13 protein-coding genes are annotated in these 15,761 nt (G+C 68.1%); 3 read left to right on the top strand and 10 right to left on the bottom strand.

The annotated features are described in order from the left end of the window. Positions 1-5: 5 nt before the first annotated feature. The 9 genes from IB230_RS09365 to IB230_RS09325 form a co-directional block, all read right to left on the bottom strand. On the bottom strand, positions 6-1,214 hold the full coding sequence (locus tag IB230_RS09365; RefSeq protein WP_225589474.1) for a PQQ-dependent sugar dehydrogenase: 1,209 nt from the start codon (positions 1,212-1,214) through the stop codon (positions 6-8). A 24-nt stretch (positions 1,215-1,238) separates the two neighbouring features. After that, complete coding sequence (locus tag IB230_RS09360) at positions 1,239-3,113, bottom strand: ABC transporter ATP-binding protein (protein ID WP_192271526.1); 1,875 nt, start codon at positions 3,111-3,113, stop codon at positions 1,239-1,241. A gap of 77 nt (positions 3,114-3,190) precedes the next feature. After that, entirely contained in the window at positions 3,191-4,291 is a 1,101-nt protein-coding gene (locus tag IB230_RS09355; RefSeq protein WP_192271524.1) for an efflux RND transporter periplasmic adaptor subunit, read from the bottom strand. A gap of 20 nt (positions 4,292-4,311) precedes the next feature. Next, positions 4,312-7,401: an efflux RND transporter permease subunit gene (locus tag IB230_RS09350; RefSeq protein ID WP_192271522.1), complete on the bottom strand. Its 3,090-nt coding sequence runs from the start codon at positions 7,399-7,401 to the stop codon at positions 4,312-4,314. Between the two features lie 258 nt (positions 7,402-7,659). Then, positions 7,660-8,496: a LytTR family DNA-binding domain-containing protein gene (locus IB230_RS09345; RefSeq protein WP_192271520.1), complete on the bottom strand. Its 837-nt coding sequence runs from the start codon at positions 8,494-8,496 to the stop codon at positions 7,660-7,662. 3 nt (positions 8,497-8,499) lie between these two features. Next, entirely contained in the window at positions 8,500-9,585 is a 1,086-nt protein-coding gene (locus IB230_RS09340; protein WP_192271518.1) for a histidine kinase, read from the bottom strand. Between the two features lie 99 nt (positions 9,586-9,684). Beyond that, entirely contained in the window at positions 9,685-10,329 is a 645-nt protein-coding gene (locus IB230_RS09335) for a trimeric intracellular cation channel family protein (protein ID WP_192271516.1), read from the bottom strand. A 46-nt stretch (positions 10,330-10,375) separates the two neighbouring features. Next, positions 10,376-10,822 carry a carboxymuconolactone decarboxylase family protein gene (locus IB230_RS09330; protein WP_225589473.1) on the bottom strand — a complete coding sequence of 149 codons (447 nt, stop codon included), beginning with the start codon at positions 10,820-10,822 and terminating at the stop codon, positions 10,376-10,378. 38 nt (positions 10,823-10,860) lie between these two features. Next, entirely contained in the window at positions 10,861-11,748 is an 888-nt protein-coding gene (locus IB230_RS09325) for an RNA polymerase sigma-70 factor (RefSeq protein WP_192271514.1), read from the bottom strand. Positions 11,749-11,862: 114 nt separating this feature from the next. Between IB230_RS09325 and IB230_RS09320 the strand changes: the two genes are divergently transcribed. The 3 genes from IB230_RS09320 to IB230_RS09310 are packed head-to-tail and all read left to right on the top strand — an operon-like array spanning position 11,863 to position 14,511. Beyond that, positions 11,863-13,380 (top strand): fumarate hydratase, encoded by a 1,518-nt coding sequence (locus tag IB230_RS09320; RefSeq protein ID WP_192271512.1) that lies wholly within the window; start codon positions 11,863-11,865, stop codon positions 13,378-13,380. Positions 13,381-13,402: 22 nt separating this feature from the next. Next, the gene (locus tag IB230_RS09315; RefSeq protein ID WP_343227294.1) at positions 13,403-13,855 is read left to right on the top strand and encodes a GNAT family N-acetyltransferase; all 453 of its coding nucleotides are present in this window, start codon (positions 13,403-13,405) and stop codon (positions 13,853-13,855) included. 17 nt (positions 13,856-13,872) lie between these two features. Beyond that, a complete protein-coding gene (locus tag IB230_RS09310) occupies positions 13,873-14,511 on the top strand; it encodes a glutathione S-transferase family protein (RefSeq protein WP_192271510.1) in 639 nt (212 codons plus the stop codon). Positions 14,512-14,618: 107 nt separating this feature from the next. Here IB230_RS09310 and IB230_RS09305 read toward each other — a convergent pair whose 3' ends face one another. Next, entirely contained in the window at positions 14,619-15,728 is a 1,110-nt protein-coding gene (locus IB230_RS09305; protein WP_192271508.1) for a sterol desaturase family protein, read from the bottom strand. Positions 15,729-15,761: the final 33 nt, after the last annotated feature.

Genomic DNA, 15,761 nt, shown 5'->3' with positions numbered 1-15,761 from the left:
CGTGCTCACGGCGCCTGCGGCGCTTCGATGCGCCAGACCTTGCCGTCGTCCTCGTCGGTGACGACGTAGACGCTGCCGTCGGCCGCCACGCGCACATCGCGTACGCGTTCGCCGATCTCGTTGAGCAGGCGTTCTTCGCCCAGGATCTTGTCGCCGTCCAGGGTCAGGCGGATCAGATTGCGCTCGGCCAGCGCACCGACGAACAGGCTGTCGTTCCACGGACTGTCGGGCTTGCCCACGAGGAACGCCATGCCGGAAACGCCCGGCGATTTCTCCCACAGGTGGTAGGGCTGTTCCATACCGGCCTTCGCCTTGCCTTCGGCTTCGGGAATCGGCTGGCCCGAGTAGTTGATGCCGTAGGTGATGGTGGGCCAGCCGTAGTTCTTGCCGGCTTCCGGCAGGTTGATCTCGTCGCCGCCGCGCGGGCCGTGCTCGTTCTGCCACAGCTTGCCGGTACGGGGGTCGCGCGCCATGCCCTGCATGTTGCGGTGGCCGTAACTGTAGATCTCGGGGCGCACGCCCTTGCGACCGACGAAGGGATTGTCCTGCGGCACGCTGCCGTCCAAGTTCAGGCGCACCAGCTTGCCCTGCAGCTTGTCCAGCTCCTGTGCGGTCGGACGGTGGTTGCGCTCGCCCTGGCTGATGAAGAGATGGCCCGCGTCGTCGAACACGAGGCGCGAACCGAAATGGTTGGGACCTTCGAGCTTGGGTTCCTGGCGGTAGATGACCTTGACGTCCGCCAGCGTGTCGCCCGACAGCGTGCCGTAAGCGACGGCGGTGCCCGCCGTGCCGCCGCTCCCCGCCTCCGCGTAGCTCAGGTAGATGCGCTGGCTGCTGGCGAAGTCGGGCGCGAGCACGACATCGAGCAGTCCGCCCTGACCGGTGGCGTACACCGCGGGCACGCCCTTGATCGGACCGGACACCGCGCCATCGGCACCGACGCGGCGCAACTGGCCGCTGCGCTCGGTGACCAGCAGCGCGCCATCGGGCAGGAACGCCAGGCTCCACGGATGGTCGAGGCCGCTCGCCACGCGGGTCACGCGGATCTGGCCCTTGGCGCTGGCCAGCATCTGCGACGGCTGGCTGGCGGGGGCGGCCTGTGCGGCGGCGGGCGTGGCGCCCTTGGCGGCGTCGCCGCTGGCGGAGGAATCGCAGGCGGCCAACGGCAGCGCGAGGAGGAGGGCGGTGGCGAGTCGGTGGTGGGCGTGGCGCAACGTCGTATCTCCTGTGGGGGAAAATCAGCGGTAACCCGCGGCCTGCAGTTCGAACAGTTCGGCGTAACGGCCGCCGGCGGCCATGAGTTGTTCGTGGGTGCCGCTGGCTTCCAGGCGGCCCTGGTCTAGGACCAGGATGCGGTCGGCCATGCGGACGCTGGAGAAGCGGTGCGAAATGAGCACCGCGGTCCGATTGTCCGACAATTCCTTGAAGCGTTGGAAGACCTCGAACTCCGAACGCGCGTCGAGGGCAGCCGTCGGTTCATCCAGGATCATCACCTGCGCATCGCGCATGTAGGCGCGCGCGATGGCGATCTTCTGCCATTGACCGCCCGAGAGGTCCACGCTGTTCTTGAAGCGGCGGCCCACCATCTGGTCGTAACCGCGCGGCAGGCCGTCGATCACCTCGTCGGCCATCGCGCGCGCGGCGGCGGCGCGGATGCGCGCCTGGTCCTGCATCGCCTCGATGCGGCCCACGCCGATGTTCTCGCCGGCGGTGAGGTGGTAGCGCACGAAGTCCTGGAAGATCACGCCGATGTTGGCGCGCAGGTCGTCGATGTCGTATTCGCGCAGGTCGCGCCCGTCCAGCAGGATGCGGCCTTCGTCCGGGTCGTACAGGCGTGCGAGCAGCTTCACCAGCGTGGTCTTGCCGGCGCCGTTCTCGCCCACCAGCGCCAGCACTTCGCCGGCCTGCAACTGGAAGTCGAGGTGGCGCACCGCCCAGCGTTCGGCATCGGGATAGCGGAAGCCGACGTTCTCGAACACGAAGCCGTGCGTGATCGGGCGCGGGATCGGCGCCGCGTTGGCGGGCGAGGCGATCTCCGGCTCGATCTCGAAGAACGAGAACAGGTCGTCCAGGTACAGCGCCTGGCCGGCCACCTGGGAGAAGCCGATCAGCAGGCCTTCCAGCAGTTGGCGCAGGCGCAGGAAGCTGCCGGCGAGGAAGGTCAGGTCGCCGATGCTGAAGTCGCCGCGCACGGTGCGCCAGGCGATGTAGCCGTAGGCGACGTAGTAGCCCAGCGTTCCCAATGCGGCGAGCACCGTGCCCCACAGCGCCCGTCGCCGCGCCAGTGCGCGGTTGGCGAGGAAGAACTTTTCCGCCAGCCCGCGATAACGTTCGATCAGGAAGCGGTGGAGGTTGAAGATCTTCACCTCTTTCGCCGTTTCCACGCTGGCGCCCATCTGGCGCAGGTACTCCAGCTGGCGACGCTCGGGCGTCCACTGGAAATTGAGCGAATAGCCCAGCGCGTTGAAATGCGCCTCGCCGACGAAGGCCGGGATCAGCGCCAGTGCCAGCAGCGCGATCAGCCACGGGGCGTAGACCAGCAGGCCGGCAGCGAAGGCGACCACGGTGATCGCGTCCTGTACCTGGCCGAACAGCTGGCTCATCAGGTTCATCCGCCCCATCGTCTGGCGGCGGGCGCGGTCCAGCTTGTCCTGCAGGTCGGGGTCTTCGAAATCCTCCAGGTCGAGCGTGGCGGCGTGCTCCATCAGCCGCACGCTGGTCGCATTGGTGAACAGTTCCGACAGCAGCGCATCGGCATAGCTCACCAGCCGGCCAAGCAGGTCCGAGCCGATGGCCAGTGCGAACTCCAGCGCCAGCAGCGTCGCCAGCGTGTCGAGCTGTCCGCTGCGCCAGGCATCGCCGAGCGAGCTGAAATCCAGGCCCAGTCCGACCAGGCGGATGGCCTCGTCGATGATCAGCTTCGCGATGTACAGCGTGACCACCGGCATGAACGCCCGCAGCAGGCGCAGGCCGAGACTGGCCAGTGTCAGCGGGCGGCTGGTCTGCCAGATCTGGCGCAGGAACGGACCGAGGTTGCGCATCGCATCGAAGCGCTCGCGCAGGTTGGGCGTGGGATTGCGTGCGGGCGCGGCGTGCGGGGAGGGCGACGGCATGTCCGGATTGTGCCCGTTTGCGGCGTCGCCGTCAGTGAAGGCACGGGGCTGCGGACCGCGCCTTGGCCGCAGCCGCGTCAGCGCATCGCCACGGTCGGGCCGAGCGGCTGGATGTCGAGCGATTGTCCCGGCTCGATGCGTTCGCCACCACGCACGATCAGGCGGTCGCCTGCGGCGACTTCGCCGCTGACTTCGATCAGTCCATCCAGTTCGGCTCCGGTCTTCACCGGCACGCGCTCGGCCTTGCCGGTGGTGTCCACGCGCATGACGAAGTCGCCCTCGCGGCGCAGGACCACCGCATCGCGCGGCACCGCGACCACCATGCGCGTTTCCGCGCTGGGCAGGCCCACGTCCACCGCGGTGCCGACCGGGATGTCCAGGCCCTGCACGGCGATCCGCAGCTCCAGCTGGCGCGAGGCTTCGTCGCCCACGGGTACCAGCGCGCTGACGGGATAGGCGCCTTCTCCGCCCGCGCTGCGGACGCGCACTTCGGTGCCGGTGCCGAGATGACGGGCGAGGTCGACCGGTGCGCGCACACGCACTTCCTGTGCGCCGGTGTCCACCAGCCGTGCCACCGAGCCGCCGGTGATCAGGTATTCGCCCAGTTGCGTGTGGCGCTCGGCGACGATGCCGTCGAAGGGCGCGCGCACGACCATCTGCGTGCGCTGGTGGCGCGTCTGCGCGAGTTGCGCCAGCACGCGCGCGCGCTCCTGCGCCAGCACGTCGCGGTCGGCGCGCAACTGTTCGTACTGCGCGCGGGCGATGTTCTGCTGCGCGGCGAGTTGCGCGTAGCGCTGCTCCTGCCGGTTGGCCAGCGCCAACTGGGCCTGGATGCGGGCGAGGTCGGCCTGGCCTTCCTGTTCGCGCAGGCGCAGGGCGGTATCGTCCAGCATCGCCAGCGCCTGTCCCTTGCGCACCCGCTGGCCGACCTCGGCCACCTCGACGACGCGACCCTCCTGTTCGCTGGCCACGCGGGCATCGCGGCGGCTGACGATACTGCCCGGCGACCAGTGCCGCGGCGCGAACGCGGTACTGACGGCGGGTGCGACGCTGACGATGGCAGGCGGGGCGTCGGCCTTGTCGGCAGGCGCGCTGGCATCGGCGTCCAGTTTCACCAGGGGGAGGGCGAGGACGCCGGCCAGCGCAGAGGCGATCAGCAGTTTGGGCAGGGTACGCATAGGGTTCTCCAGAGCAGGGGTCAGGACACGGCAGGGGAAAGGGCGGCGTCGGCATCGCGTGCCGGGCGTGGCGTGCGCTCGCCGGCCAGGCGCAGCAGCGCAGGCACCAGGACGACGGTGAACAGCAGGCTCAGCGCCACGCCGCCGACGGACACCGCGGCCAGTCCGCGGTAGATCACCGCGCCCGGGCCGGGGTTGATCGCCATCGGCAGCGCGCCGAGGACGCCGGTGAGGGCGGCGATCAGGATCGGCCGCAGACGCTGGTCGAGCGCCTGCTTCAATGCTTCGTCCAGCGAGGCGCCGGCGGCCTGCGCTTCGCGCGCCTGCGCGACCAGCAGGATGGCGTTGTTGATCACCATGCCCAGCAGCATGATGAAGCCGATCATCGACAGCAGGTCCAGCGTCTGCCCGGCGGCCAGATCGAGCACGCGCAGGCCCGCGACGCCGCCCAGCACCGCCATCGGCAGCGTGGCCATGACGAACGCGCTGTCGCGCAGCGACTTGAACATGGCCGCCATCAGCATGAACAGCACGACCAGTGCCAGCGCGAAGTTCATGCCCATGCTGCGCACCACTTCGCCCAGCCGGTCCGCGCTGCCGGAGATGCGGATGGCAGCGTCGGGCGGAAGGGCGTCGCGCAGCGACGGCACGATTTCGTCGTTGACGATGTCCAGCGCCTCCTCCAGCGACATCGCCGCGGGCGGGTCGACTGTCAGCGTCACCGTACGGCGGCGGTCGATGCGGCGCAGCTGGTTCGGTGCCAGCACGGTGTCCACCTGCGCGAGCGAGGCCAGGCCCAGCACGCCGCCCTGGGGCGTCGCCAGTGGTGCGGCGCCGAGGCGTTCCACGTCGTCGCCGCGGTTGCTGCGCAGGATGATGGCCAGGCGGCGGTCGCCGTCGAAGTACTCGCCCAGCCATTGGCCATCGCCGAGCACGCGCACGACGGTCCCGAGTTCCGGACGACGCCAGCCGACTTCGGCCAGCCGGCGGTCGTCGGGCCGGATGCGCAGTTCGGGCGTGCCCGCGTCCGCATTCGGCCATGCCTGCACGTTGGCGCCGGCGAACCGCTCGGACAGCAGCTTGCGTCCGGCCTCTGCCGCGCGCGTCAGCGCGTCGCCGTCGCCATGCTGCAGATGGATGGCGATGGCGCGGGCCGAACCTCCGAAGCTGCCGAACAGTTCGCCTTCGCTGGCGAACGCGCGCGTGTCCGGGAAGCCGACGACGATCTCGTCGCGAACGATGCGCTCCAGCTCGCCGATGTCGTCCGGGTCCACCACGCGCGCGCCCAGCGAGCCGCCGCCCGGCCACACGTTGAGGTACCAGTTGCTGAGCTGCGGGCCCTTCTCGCCGTCCATGTAGGGCCGCATGCGTTCCAGGATGACCGGCGCGATTTCGCGGTTGACGCGTTCCGGGCTCATGCCGGGCGGGAAGTTGAAGAAGGCATCGACCGCGGCACGCTTCACCGGCGGCAGGTAGTCGATCTGCGGCATCAGCAGGGCGGCAAGCAGCGCCGGCGCCAGCACCAGGCCGCCCACCCACGCCCATTGGCGCTTGCGACCTTCCGTGGTGCGCAATGCCCAATCACTGATGCGCGACCACACACGGTGCTGCGCGGCGTCGCCGGGCCGCGTGCGCAGCCAGGTGCCGGCGGCGGCCGGTAGTACGGTGACCGCGACCAGCAGCGAGATGCCCACGGCGATGGAGATGGTCAGCGCAAGATCGGCGAAGAGCTGGCCTTCCACGTCGTCCATGAAGATCACCGGCAGGAACACGGCGACGGTCGTCAGCGTGGATGCGACAAGTGCGCCGCCGACCTGCCGGGTGCCTTCCAGCGCCGCCCGTGTCGCTGGCATCCCTTCCTCGCGCAGGCGGACGATGTTCTCGGCCACCACGACAGCCGCGTCCATCACCATGCCCACGGCGAATGCCAGGCCGGCCAGCGAGATGACATTGAGGCTGCGGCCGGTCAGCTGCAGCACGATGAAGGTGGCGAGCAGCGAGATGGGAATCGCGCAGGCGATCAGCGCGGTGGCCCGAACATCGCGCAGGAACCACCACAGGCAGCCGATGGCGAGCAGTACGCCGGCGGTCAGGCTGCCCGACAGCAGTCCGAGCGCGCGGTTGATGAACACGGATGCATCGAAGCTTTGCGCGATGTCGAGACCGAGCGGCTTCAATTCCTCCTCGCGCACGTCGGCAACCACGCGCTTCACTTCGTCCAGCGTATCCAGCACGTTGGCGCCGCTCTCGCGCAGGATGCGCAGGCCGATCGCCGGGTTGCCGTTCTGGTAGGCGAAGAAGCGTTGCTCCGGACGCTTCACCTCGACCGCGGCCACGTCGCCCAGCCGCACCGGACGTCCGTCGCGCCAGGCCAGGATCAGGTCGCCCATGGCGTCTGGCGAATAGCGGCCCGCGAAACGCAGCACGTACTCGCGGCGGCCGGCTTCCACCACGCCGCCGGAGACGTCGGTGGCGCGCGCGGCGACGGCGGCGACATCCGGGACCTGGATGCCGAGCGCGGCGGCACGCTCCAGGTCGAGGGTGATGGTCAGCTCGTCCTCGGCGCCGCCGTTGATCTCGACGCCGGCCACGCCGTCGACGGAGGTCAGGCGCGGCACGATGCGGTCCTCGATCAGCTGCCGGTAGTCGAGGATGTCGCCGCTCGTGCCGGGCAGTTTCTGGATGAAGAAGAACGTCAGCGAGTTGTTGGCGTTGTCGGCGCCGGCCTGCACGACGGGTGGGGTCGCATCGCGCGGCAGCGGCTGCAGGCGGTTCATCCGCGACAGCACTTCCACCAGCATCGCGTCCATGTCGCTGCCGACCGCGAAGGTCAGGTTGATGAAACTGTTGCCGGCGTTGACGTTGGAGGCGATCTCTTCCAGCCCCGGCAACCCCTGCATCACGGCTTCGATGGGTTCGACGATCTCCGACTCCATTTCCTGCGGCGAGGCGGCGCGCCAGGATGTCTGGATGGACATCTGCGGACGTTCGATGTCGGGAAAGAGCTGCAGCGGCAACTTGCCCAGGCTCATCAGGCCGAATGCGCAGACCATCGCCACGACGACCGCGACGGCGGCCGGATTGCGCAGGGAAGCGTCGGTGAGTTTCATCGTGCGGGTCCGCGTGGTGGTCGGCGGTGCGCACGATGCGCGCGTCTTCTTGTACGGCTATGGCCCGGAAGTCATGCGCTGCCGCGGATTGCGGCGAGCGGAGAACGCGGTACGACGAACCGAGGATCGAGAATCCGGGTTACACGCGAAGGGAATGTCTGTTGTGGGAGCGACGTGAGTCGCGATCGCTTTCAGGCGATGTGGTGTCCCCGGGTTCGCGACTTACGTCGCTCCCACAATATGGAATGCCGCTGTCCGCTACAGCAGCATCGCCAGCTTGTCGCGATGGCTGCGCGACAGCTTCAGTTCCTGGCCGCAGTCGAGCAGCAGGAAGCTTTCGCCGTTGGTGTGCGGCCGCATCTCGACGACGCGGCGCGCATTGACGATGGTGGAGCGGTGGATGCGCGGAAAACGTTGCGGGTCGAGCTGCTTTTCCAGCTCACGCATGGTCGCGCGCAGGATCAGGGTGTTGCCGTTGGGCGCGTCGCCATCGGTGTGGATGCACATGTAGTCGCCCGCCGCGTCGATCCAGCGGATGCTGTGCAGGTCCACGCGCACGGTGCGGCCGCCGTCGCGTACCGCCAGCTTTTCCTCGCGTCGCAACAGGTCCAGGGCATCCGGCTTGAGGGCCTCATCGAGGTCCAGTGGCGGCCGGCCGCTGAGCTCGCCCAGCAGGCCGAGCAGGTGGGCGCAGTGGCCGCTGGCCTCGCGCTGCGCGCGAGCCTGGCGCACGCGCACCAGGGCCTGCGCCAGACGCGATTCTTCCACCGGCTTCAACAGATAGTCGGTCGCGGAAGCCTCGAAGGCGCGGATGGCGTAATGGTCGTAGGCGGTCACGAAGACGACCAGCGGCATCTCGCTGGCGGGGATCGTGCGCAGGGTCTGGAAGCCATCCATGCCCGGCATCTGCACGTCGAGGAACATCAGGTCCGGCCGGTGCTTGCGCAGGCCTTCGATGGCCGAGGCGCCATCGCCGTAGTGGCCGACGATCTCGACGTCCGCATGGACGGCCAGGCGGATCTCGAGGCCGCGACGGGCCAGCGGCTCGTCGTCGACGATGATGGCGCGCAGCGGTGCGTGGGCACTGGCCTCCATGCGTCAGTCTCCCAGCGTCTGCGAGGTTTCGAACGGCAGGCGCAGCGTCACCTCGATGCCGCGCTCCAGATTGCGCACGAAGAAGCCGCTGTCCTCGCCGTACAGCACATGCAGCCGTTCGCGCGTATTGCGCAGACCCACGCCCTTGCCGGGCGGCAGCTGGTCGCCGGCCAGGGCGCTGCAGCCCGGACCATCGTCGATCACGCGCAGCACCAGCTGGTCGCCATCGCGCTCGGCCTCGATCCGCAGCAGTCCTCCGGCGACCTGCTTGGCGACCGCGTACTTGATGGCGTTTTCCACCAGCGGCTGCAGCAGCAGGCTGGGCAGCAACGCGCGCCAGCAGTCCTCGTCGATGCCGGTCTCGATGCGCAGGCGCTCGGCGAAGCGGATCTTCTCGATGTCCAGGTAGAGCGTCAGCGCGTCCAGTTCCTGCCGCAGCGTCACGCGCTGCATCGGATCGTTGTCCAGCGAGTGGCGCAGGAACGACGACAGGCCCTGCACCATGCGGTTGGCGGTGGCGTTGTCGCGGTCCAGGATCAGCGTGGAGATCGCGTTGAGCGTGTTGAACAGGAAGTGCGGGTTCAACTGGTAGCGCAGCATCTTCAGCTGCGCCTGGTGCGCCATGCTGCGGGCGGCGAGCGCGCGCGCGGTTTCGTCCTGTAGCTGCTGGTAGTACTTGATGCCCATGTAGGCGCCCACCCAGGCCAGCAGCACGTAGATGTAGCCCAGCGAGTAGGCGATGAATTCGAGCTGCGTGGTCGGCTTGCAGGTCTCGCAGAAGTCGACCAGCACTTCGCGGGTGACGAAATCGATGACGGCCGAACTGGCCAGGATCAGCGGGACCATCAGCGCCAGCAACCGGCGCGGCGGCAGGCTCCAGCAGCTTTTCAGCACGTAGCGCAGGCCCAGCGTAACCAGCGCGCCCATGGTCGCGGCGGTGGCCGGCACCACCCAGTAGCCGGACGGCTTGCCGTGGGCGACCGCGTACAGGCAGCCCTGGGCGACGTAGGCGCCCCAGCCGGTCAGGTGCAACAGCCAGAAGACGTGCTGGCGCGGCAGAGCCAGCGGATGGGAGGTGGCGATGGCCATGGTGTCGATCAGAACGCAGGTGGCGCCATGCTACCGCCCCCATCGCCGGGTGCCCTCACGACTCGTCGGCGGCCCGGCACGCTTGGGCGCATCCGCAGGTCACTTCAGTGGCCCGGGCGGTTCGCCGTCGCCGCCGGACTGCAGGGCGATCGGCAGATGCCAGCCATAGGTCACGGCCATCATGCGCAGCCCGAAGCAGAGGCCGGCGCCGACCAGGGCGCAGGGCAGGGCGGGCAGGGCCAACCAGTGACCCGCGGCGACGACCAGCGCGCCCGCCAGTGCAGCCACCGCGTAAAGCTCGGCACGCAGCACCAGCGGCACCTGCGCCAGCAGGACGTCACGGGCGATGCCGCCCCCGATGCCAGTCAGCATGCCCATGGCGGCAGCCATCGGTGGCGAGATGCCGTACTCCAGCGCTTTCTGCGTGCCCGCCACAGCGAACAGCGCCAGCCCCATCGCATCGAACAGGCGTACGGGGTGGTGGAGCTTCTCGATCAGCGGCGCCCAGAAGAACGTCACGATGCCGGCCGCCAGCGAGGTCACCGGGTAGCGCCAGTCGCTGAGTGCAGCTGGCGGCGTGGCGCCGATCAGCAGGTCGCGGGTGATGCCGCCGGCGGTGGCGGCGATGAACGACAGCACCAGCACGCCGAAGAGGTCGAGGCGACGGCGCACGCCCAGTGTGGCGCCGCTGAGGGCGAAGACGAACGTACCGACCAGGTCGAGGATGAGGACGAGGGTATCCATGCCGGCATTGTGCCGCCGGCATGGCGGGCCCGCGAGCGTTCGGCGGTCAGGGCAGGATCGGCTGCATGCCCACGCCAAGGCGGTTCCAGGCGTTGATCGTCGCCACGGCCATGGTCAGTTCGGCGATGCCGTGTTCGTCGAAGTGTTCCTTCAGTGCCTCGTAGGTGGCATCGGCCGGTGCGCCCGACGGCAGCGTGGTCAGTTGCTCGGCCCAGGCCAGCGCGGCGCCCTCGCGGGCATCGAAGAAACGGCTGTCGCGCCAGCCGGCGAGCGTATCGAGCTTGCGTGTCTCCACGCCGGCCTTGCGCAGCGCCGTGCTGTGCATGTCCATGCAGTAGGCGCAACCGTTGATCTGCGAAACCCGCAGGAAGACCAGTTCGAGGAACTCTTTGCCCAGCGCGCCGTTGTGGAGCGCGGTGCTGAGGGCGTACAGGCTGCGGAAGGCCTCGGGGACGTGCTTGGGATAGTCGACGCGATGGAACTTCATGCTCATGTCAGTGCCTCAATGGCGGCCACGCTGGCCACCTTTCACTACCAGGACGCGCCAGCATCGCCCGCCGTGACAGATGCACCCAACTTGTCCGGGTTGGCGACGGTGTACAGCTGGGTGATGCGGTCGCCATCGCTGACCGCCACCATTACCGCGACCAGCGCGCCGTTGCGGTAGCGCAGGATCGCCGGTTCACCGTTGACGGTTCCCATGCGCCAGGCCATGGCCGGGTCCTGCCGGCGATAGGCGGCCCAGAACAGCCGCGCGATGCGTACCGCGCCCAGCAGCGGGCGGATGACCGCCTGTGCCTTGCCGCCGCCGTCGGAGACCAGTTGCGCGTCCTCGCGGAGCAGCGCGGCGATCGCGGGCTGGTCGCCACGGCGTGCCGCCTGCATGAAACGCTCCAGCAGGCGGCGATGGTTCTCCGGCGGCACGTCGAAGCGGGGGCGCCCCGCCTGCACGCGCTCGCGGGCGCGATGGACCATCTGCCGGCAGTTCGCCTCGCTCTGACCCAGCAGGGGCGCAATCTGCGCGTAGTCGTAGTCGAAGGCTTCCTTCAGCAGGAACGCGGCACGTTCTTCCGGGCCGAGCCGCTCCAGCACCGCCAGGAAAGCCAGCGACACCTGTTCGGCGACGTCGGCGGCGTGCTCGGGCGTGGGGGATTCGTCGATCTCGGCAGGTTCGGGCAGCCAAGGACCGGTGTAGCGCTCGCGCTGGAGGCGAGCAGCGCGCAGCCGGTCGATGCCGAGACGCGTGGTCGCGGTGACCAGCCAGGCTTCCGCGTCGCGGATGCCGCTGCGATCGGTCTGCTGCCAGCGCAACCAGGTGTCCTGGACCACATCCTCGGCATCGCTGCGGCTGCCGAGCAGGCGGTAGGAGAGCCCGAACAGGCGGGCACGGTGGGTTTCGAAGGTGGTTTCGGCGTTCATGCGACCAAAGACGGGGCAGGGCGGCGTGGCGTGACAGGCGGGCGGGGAGTCACTTTGGCCTAAAATGGGCGCTTCCGCCCGCTACCCCACCGGCAGCCCCCGGCTTTACGTCCCATGACCTCGATCAAGCAAGAAGACCTCATCCAGTCCATCGCCGACGGCCTGCAGTACATCAGCTACTACCACCCGGTCGACTACATCAAGAGCCTTGCGTCCGCGTACGAGCGTGAGGAATCGCCGGCGGCGAAGGACGCCATCGCCCAGATCCTGATCAATTCGCGCATGTGCGCCGAAGGCCACCGCCCGATCTGTCAGGACACCGGCATCGTCACTGTGTTCCTCGAGATCGGCATGGACGTGCGCTGGGACGACGCCACGATGGGTGTCGAAGACATGGTCCACGAGGGCGTGCGCCGCGCCTACAACCATCCGGACAACAAGCTGCGCGCCAGCGTGCTGGCCGATCCGGCCGGCAAGCGCACCAACACCAAGGACAACACGCCGGGCGTGGTCAACGTCAAGGTCGTGCCGGGCAACACCGTCGACGTGATCGTCGCCGCCAAGGGCGGCGGCTCGGAGGCGAAATCGAAGTTCGCGATGCTCAATCCGTCCGACTCGATCGTCGACTGGGTGCTGAAGACCGTGCCGACGATGGGCGCCGGCTGGTGCCCGCCGGGCATGCTCGGCATCGGTATCGGCGGCACCGCCGAGAAGGCGATGCTGCTGGCCAAGGAATCGCTGATGGAGGCCATCGACATCACCGATCTGCAGGCCCGCGGCGCCAGCAATCGTGCCGAGGAGCTGCGCCTGGAGCTGTACGAGAAGGTCAACGCGCTCGGCATCGGTGCGCAGGGCCTCGGCGGCCTGACCACGGTGCTCGACATCAAGGTGAAGGATTACCCGACCCATGCGGCCAACCTGCCGGTGGCGATGATCCCGAACTGCGCCGCCACCCGCCACGCACACTTCACCCTCGACGGCAGCGGCCCGGTGATGCTGGACCCGCCCTCGCTGGAAGACTGGCCGGAACTGACCTACGACGCCTCCAAGGGCCGTCGCGTCGATCTCGACACGCTGACGCGTGAAGACGTCGCCAGCTGGAAGCCGGGCGAAGTCCTGCTGCTCAACGGCAAGCTGCTGACCGGCCGCGACGCCGCGCACAAGCGCATGGTCGACATGCTCAACAAGGGCGAGGAACTGCCTGTCGATCTGAAGGGCCGCTTCATCTACTACGTCGGCCCGGTCGATCCGGTGCGCGACGAGGTCGTCGGCCCGGCCGGCCCGACCACGGCCACCCGCATGGACAAGTTCACCGAACAGGTACTGGCGCAGACCTGCCTGCTGGGCATGGTCGGCAAGGCCGAGCGTGGTCCTGCCGCCATCGAAGCGATCCGCAAGCACCAGTCGGCCTACCTGATGGCAGTTGGCGGCGCAGCCTACCTGGTGTCCAAGGCGATCAAGGCGGCGAAGGTCGTCGGTTTCGCCGACCTGGGCATGGAAGCGATCTACGAGTTCACCGTGCAGGACATGCCGGTGACCGTCGCTGTCGATTCGCAGGGCACGTCGGTGCACCAGACGGGACCGAAGGAATGGCAGGCGCGGATCGGGAAGATTCCGGTGGTGGTCGCCTGATCCGCAACGTCGACACGGCGCCGTGATCACGATCAGGCCCGCCACCGCCTTCGACCACCCACGTCTGTTGGCGGTCTGGCTGGCGTCCGTACGCGCGACGCATGGTTTTCTGACCGAGGCCGATATCCAGTCGCTGTTGCCCGTCGTGCGCGATGTGGCGCTGCCCCAACTGGAAGTGTGGCTCGCGGAATTGCCAGAGGATATCGTCGCTTTCGTCGCGCTGACCGATGCGCACGTCGAGGCGCTGTTCGTCGATCCGGCGTTCTTTCGACGCGGCTGCGGCCAGGCCCTGCTGGCGCATGCGCGCCACCGCAAGGGGGCGTTGACGGTGGACGTCAACGAGCAGAATCCCTCCGCACTGGCGTTCTACCAGGCCCATGGTTTCGAGGTGGGCGGACGTTCACCCGTGGACGCCAGTGGAAACCCCTTCCCGCTGCTGCACCTGCACGAGCGTCGTCCTGCCCCCCATCTGTGATCGTTCCGGAGTCCGTCATGCCGAACACCACGCTCTACTATTCCCGCAGCACCGCCAGCCTGGTCGTGCACTGGCTGCTGATCGAACTCGACATTCCGCACGAGCTGCATGAGCTGGACTTCGACAAGTGCGCCCAGAAGTCGGACGCCTACCTGAAGCTCAACCCCGCCGGCGTGGTACCCACGCTGGTGATGGATGGGCAGGTGATCACCGAGACCGCCGCCATCCTGATGCACCTGGCCGACACGCACCCGCGCGCCGAACTGGCGCCAGCGGTGGCCAGCACGCAACGGGCGCAGTACTACCGCTGGATGCTGTTCTGCGCCAACACGCTGATGCCGGCGTATCGGGCCTGGTTCTATTCGGACGAGATTGCCGGCGAGGCCAACATCCAGGCCACGCAGGACCACGCGCGGGCGAAGCTGGAAAAGGCCTGGGGACAGGTCGCCGACCACCTCGAAGCGCACGGCCCGTATCTTCTGGGTACGCAACGCACGGCGGCCGATTTCCTGCTGACGATGCTGATGCGCTGGTCGCGCAACATGCCGGCGCCGACCGACACCTGGCCGGTGCTGCAGGCTTACGCGCAACGCATGAAGGCGCTGCCGAGCTTCAAGGAAGTCTACGCCCGCGAGGGACTGACGGACTGGACGTAACGGGGGTGTGTCTTGTGGGAGCGACGTAAGTCGCGAGCTTTTCCAGTCGTCCGCATGGTGACGCATCTTCGCGACTTACGTCGCTCCCTCATCGACCGTCGCGCTACTCAATCCACGTACTCGTCGAACTTCTTCCCGCCCTGGAACGGCATCAGGTGCTGGCGCAGGATGCCGCGCGGCACCGTCTCCAGCTTCATCACGCCGTACTCCTCCGGCCAGTCCTCCTGCTTCGGTGGCAGCTTGAACGTGCCCATCAGCATGTCCACCAAAGGCAGGTGGATGGCGTAATTCACGTCCAGGTAGTCCTTGTGCCGTGCGTGATGCCAGTGGTGGTAGCGCGGCAGCACCAGCAGGTACTCCAGCCAGCCGAAGCGGATGCCGAGGTTTGCGTGCGCCAGTACGGCCTGCAGGCCGACCAGGATCACGTAGGCATTCACCGCCGGTGTGGAGAAACCCAGCACCAGCAGCGGCAGCAGCACGGCGCTGCGGGTGAGCACGATCTCGACGATATGGATGCGCGACCCGGCCAACCAGTCCATCTCGCGGCTGGAGTGGTGCACGGCGTGGAAGCGCCAGAGCCACGGGATGTTGTGGTACGCGCGGTGCAGCAGCGCCTGCGCCAGGTCGGCGACGAAGACCGCGATCAGGAACTGTGCCCACACTGGCAGCGACTGGATCGCATTCTTCAATGCCGGGAACGCAGCGAGTCCGGCAATCGTCGAGGTGGACGCAGTCACCAGGATCAGGATGAACTGCACCAGCATGTGGCTCATGAAAAAATAGGTGACGTCGGTACGCCAACCGGAGCGCAGCGGCGAAATCCGGCGCTTGCCCAGGTAGTGTTCCATCGGTACGAACACCAGCGCCGAGAAGAACAGCGAAATGACGAACCAGTCCAGTCCCAGCGAATACGGGGTCTTGCCGATCTCATCGAACTGCACGTTGGTGCCGCCCAGCAGCACGGCAAGCGTGGCGCTGCCCACGCCGATCATCGCGATGCGCTTGTTGCGGTCGCGCAGGATCGCCCACGTGCCCATCGCGAAGGCGGCCGCCAGGCCAACGAGCAGCAGATGGCGGGCGAACTGTTCGTTGTAGGCCGCACGGAACTCCTTGCTCGTCAGCAGTTCCGGGAAATGGAAGCAGGCCACGGCCATCAGGCTGAGCAACCCGAGCAGCGCGGAGGAATAGGCGAAGAACGAGCGGCGTTGACGTGACATGAAGCTTCCTTGGCAGGCGATGCAGGTGCCTGC

The organism is Pseudoxanthomonas sp. PXM01 (genome assembly GCF_014851815.1).
Taxonomy (GTDB): domain Bacteria; phylum Pseudomonadota; class Gammaproteobacteria; order Xanthomonadales; family Xanthomonadaceae; genus Pseudoxanthomonas_A.
This window is presented reverse-complemented; position numbering and strand designations above follow the sequence as displayed.

Excerpts from the sequence above, each read along its gene's own strand:
- IB230_RS09360 (WP_192271526.1), bottom strand. The coding sequence starts at position 3,113 with ATGCCGTCGCCCTCCCCGCACGCCGCGCCCGCACGCAATCCCACGCCC.
- IB230_RS09355 (WP_192271524.1), bottom strand. The coding sequence starts at position 4,291 with ATGCGTACCCTGCCCAAACTGCTGATCGCCTCTGCGCTGGCCGGCGTC.
- IB230_RS09350 (WP_192271522.1), bottom strand. The coding sequence starts at position 7,401 with ATGAAACTCACCGACGCTTCCCTGCGCAATCCGGCCGCCGTCGCGGTC.
- IB230_RS09345 (WP_192271520.1), bottom strand. The coding sequence starts at position 8,496 with ATGGAGGCCAGTGCCCACGCACCGCTGCGCGCCATCATCGTCGACGAC.
- IB230_RS09340 (WP_192271518.1), bottom strand. The coding sequence starts at position 9,585 with ATGGCCATCGCCACCTCCCATCCGCTGGCTCTGCCGCGCCAGCACGTC.
- IB230_RS09335 (WP_192271516.1), bottom strand. The coding sequence starts at position 10,329 with ATGGATACCCTCGTCCTCATCCTCGACCTGGTCGGTACGTTCGTCTTC.
- IB230_RS09330 (WP_225589473.1), bottom strand. The coding sequence starts at position 10,822 with ATGAGCATGAAGTTCCATCGCGTCGACTATCCCAAGCACGTCCCCGAG.
- IB230_RS09325 (WP_192271514.1), bottom strand. The coding sequence starts at position 11,748 with ATGAACGCCGAAACCACCTTCGAAACCCACCGTGCCCGCCTGTTCGGG.
- IB230_RS09320 (WP_192271512.1), top strand. The coding sequence starts at position 11,863 with ATGACCTCGATCAAGCAAGAAGACCTCATCCAGTCCATCGCCGACGGC.
- IB230_RS09310 (WP_192271510.1), top strand. The coding sequence starts at position 13,873 with ATGCCGAACACCACGCTCTACTATTCCCGCAGCACCGCCAGCCTGGTC.
- IB230_RS09305 (WP_192271508.1), bottom strand. The coding sequence starts at position 15,728 with ATGTCACGTCAACGCCGCTCGTTCTTCGCCTATTCCTCCGCGCTGCTC.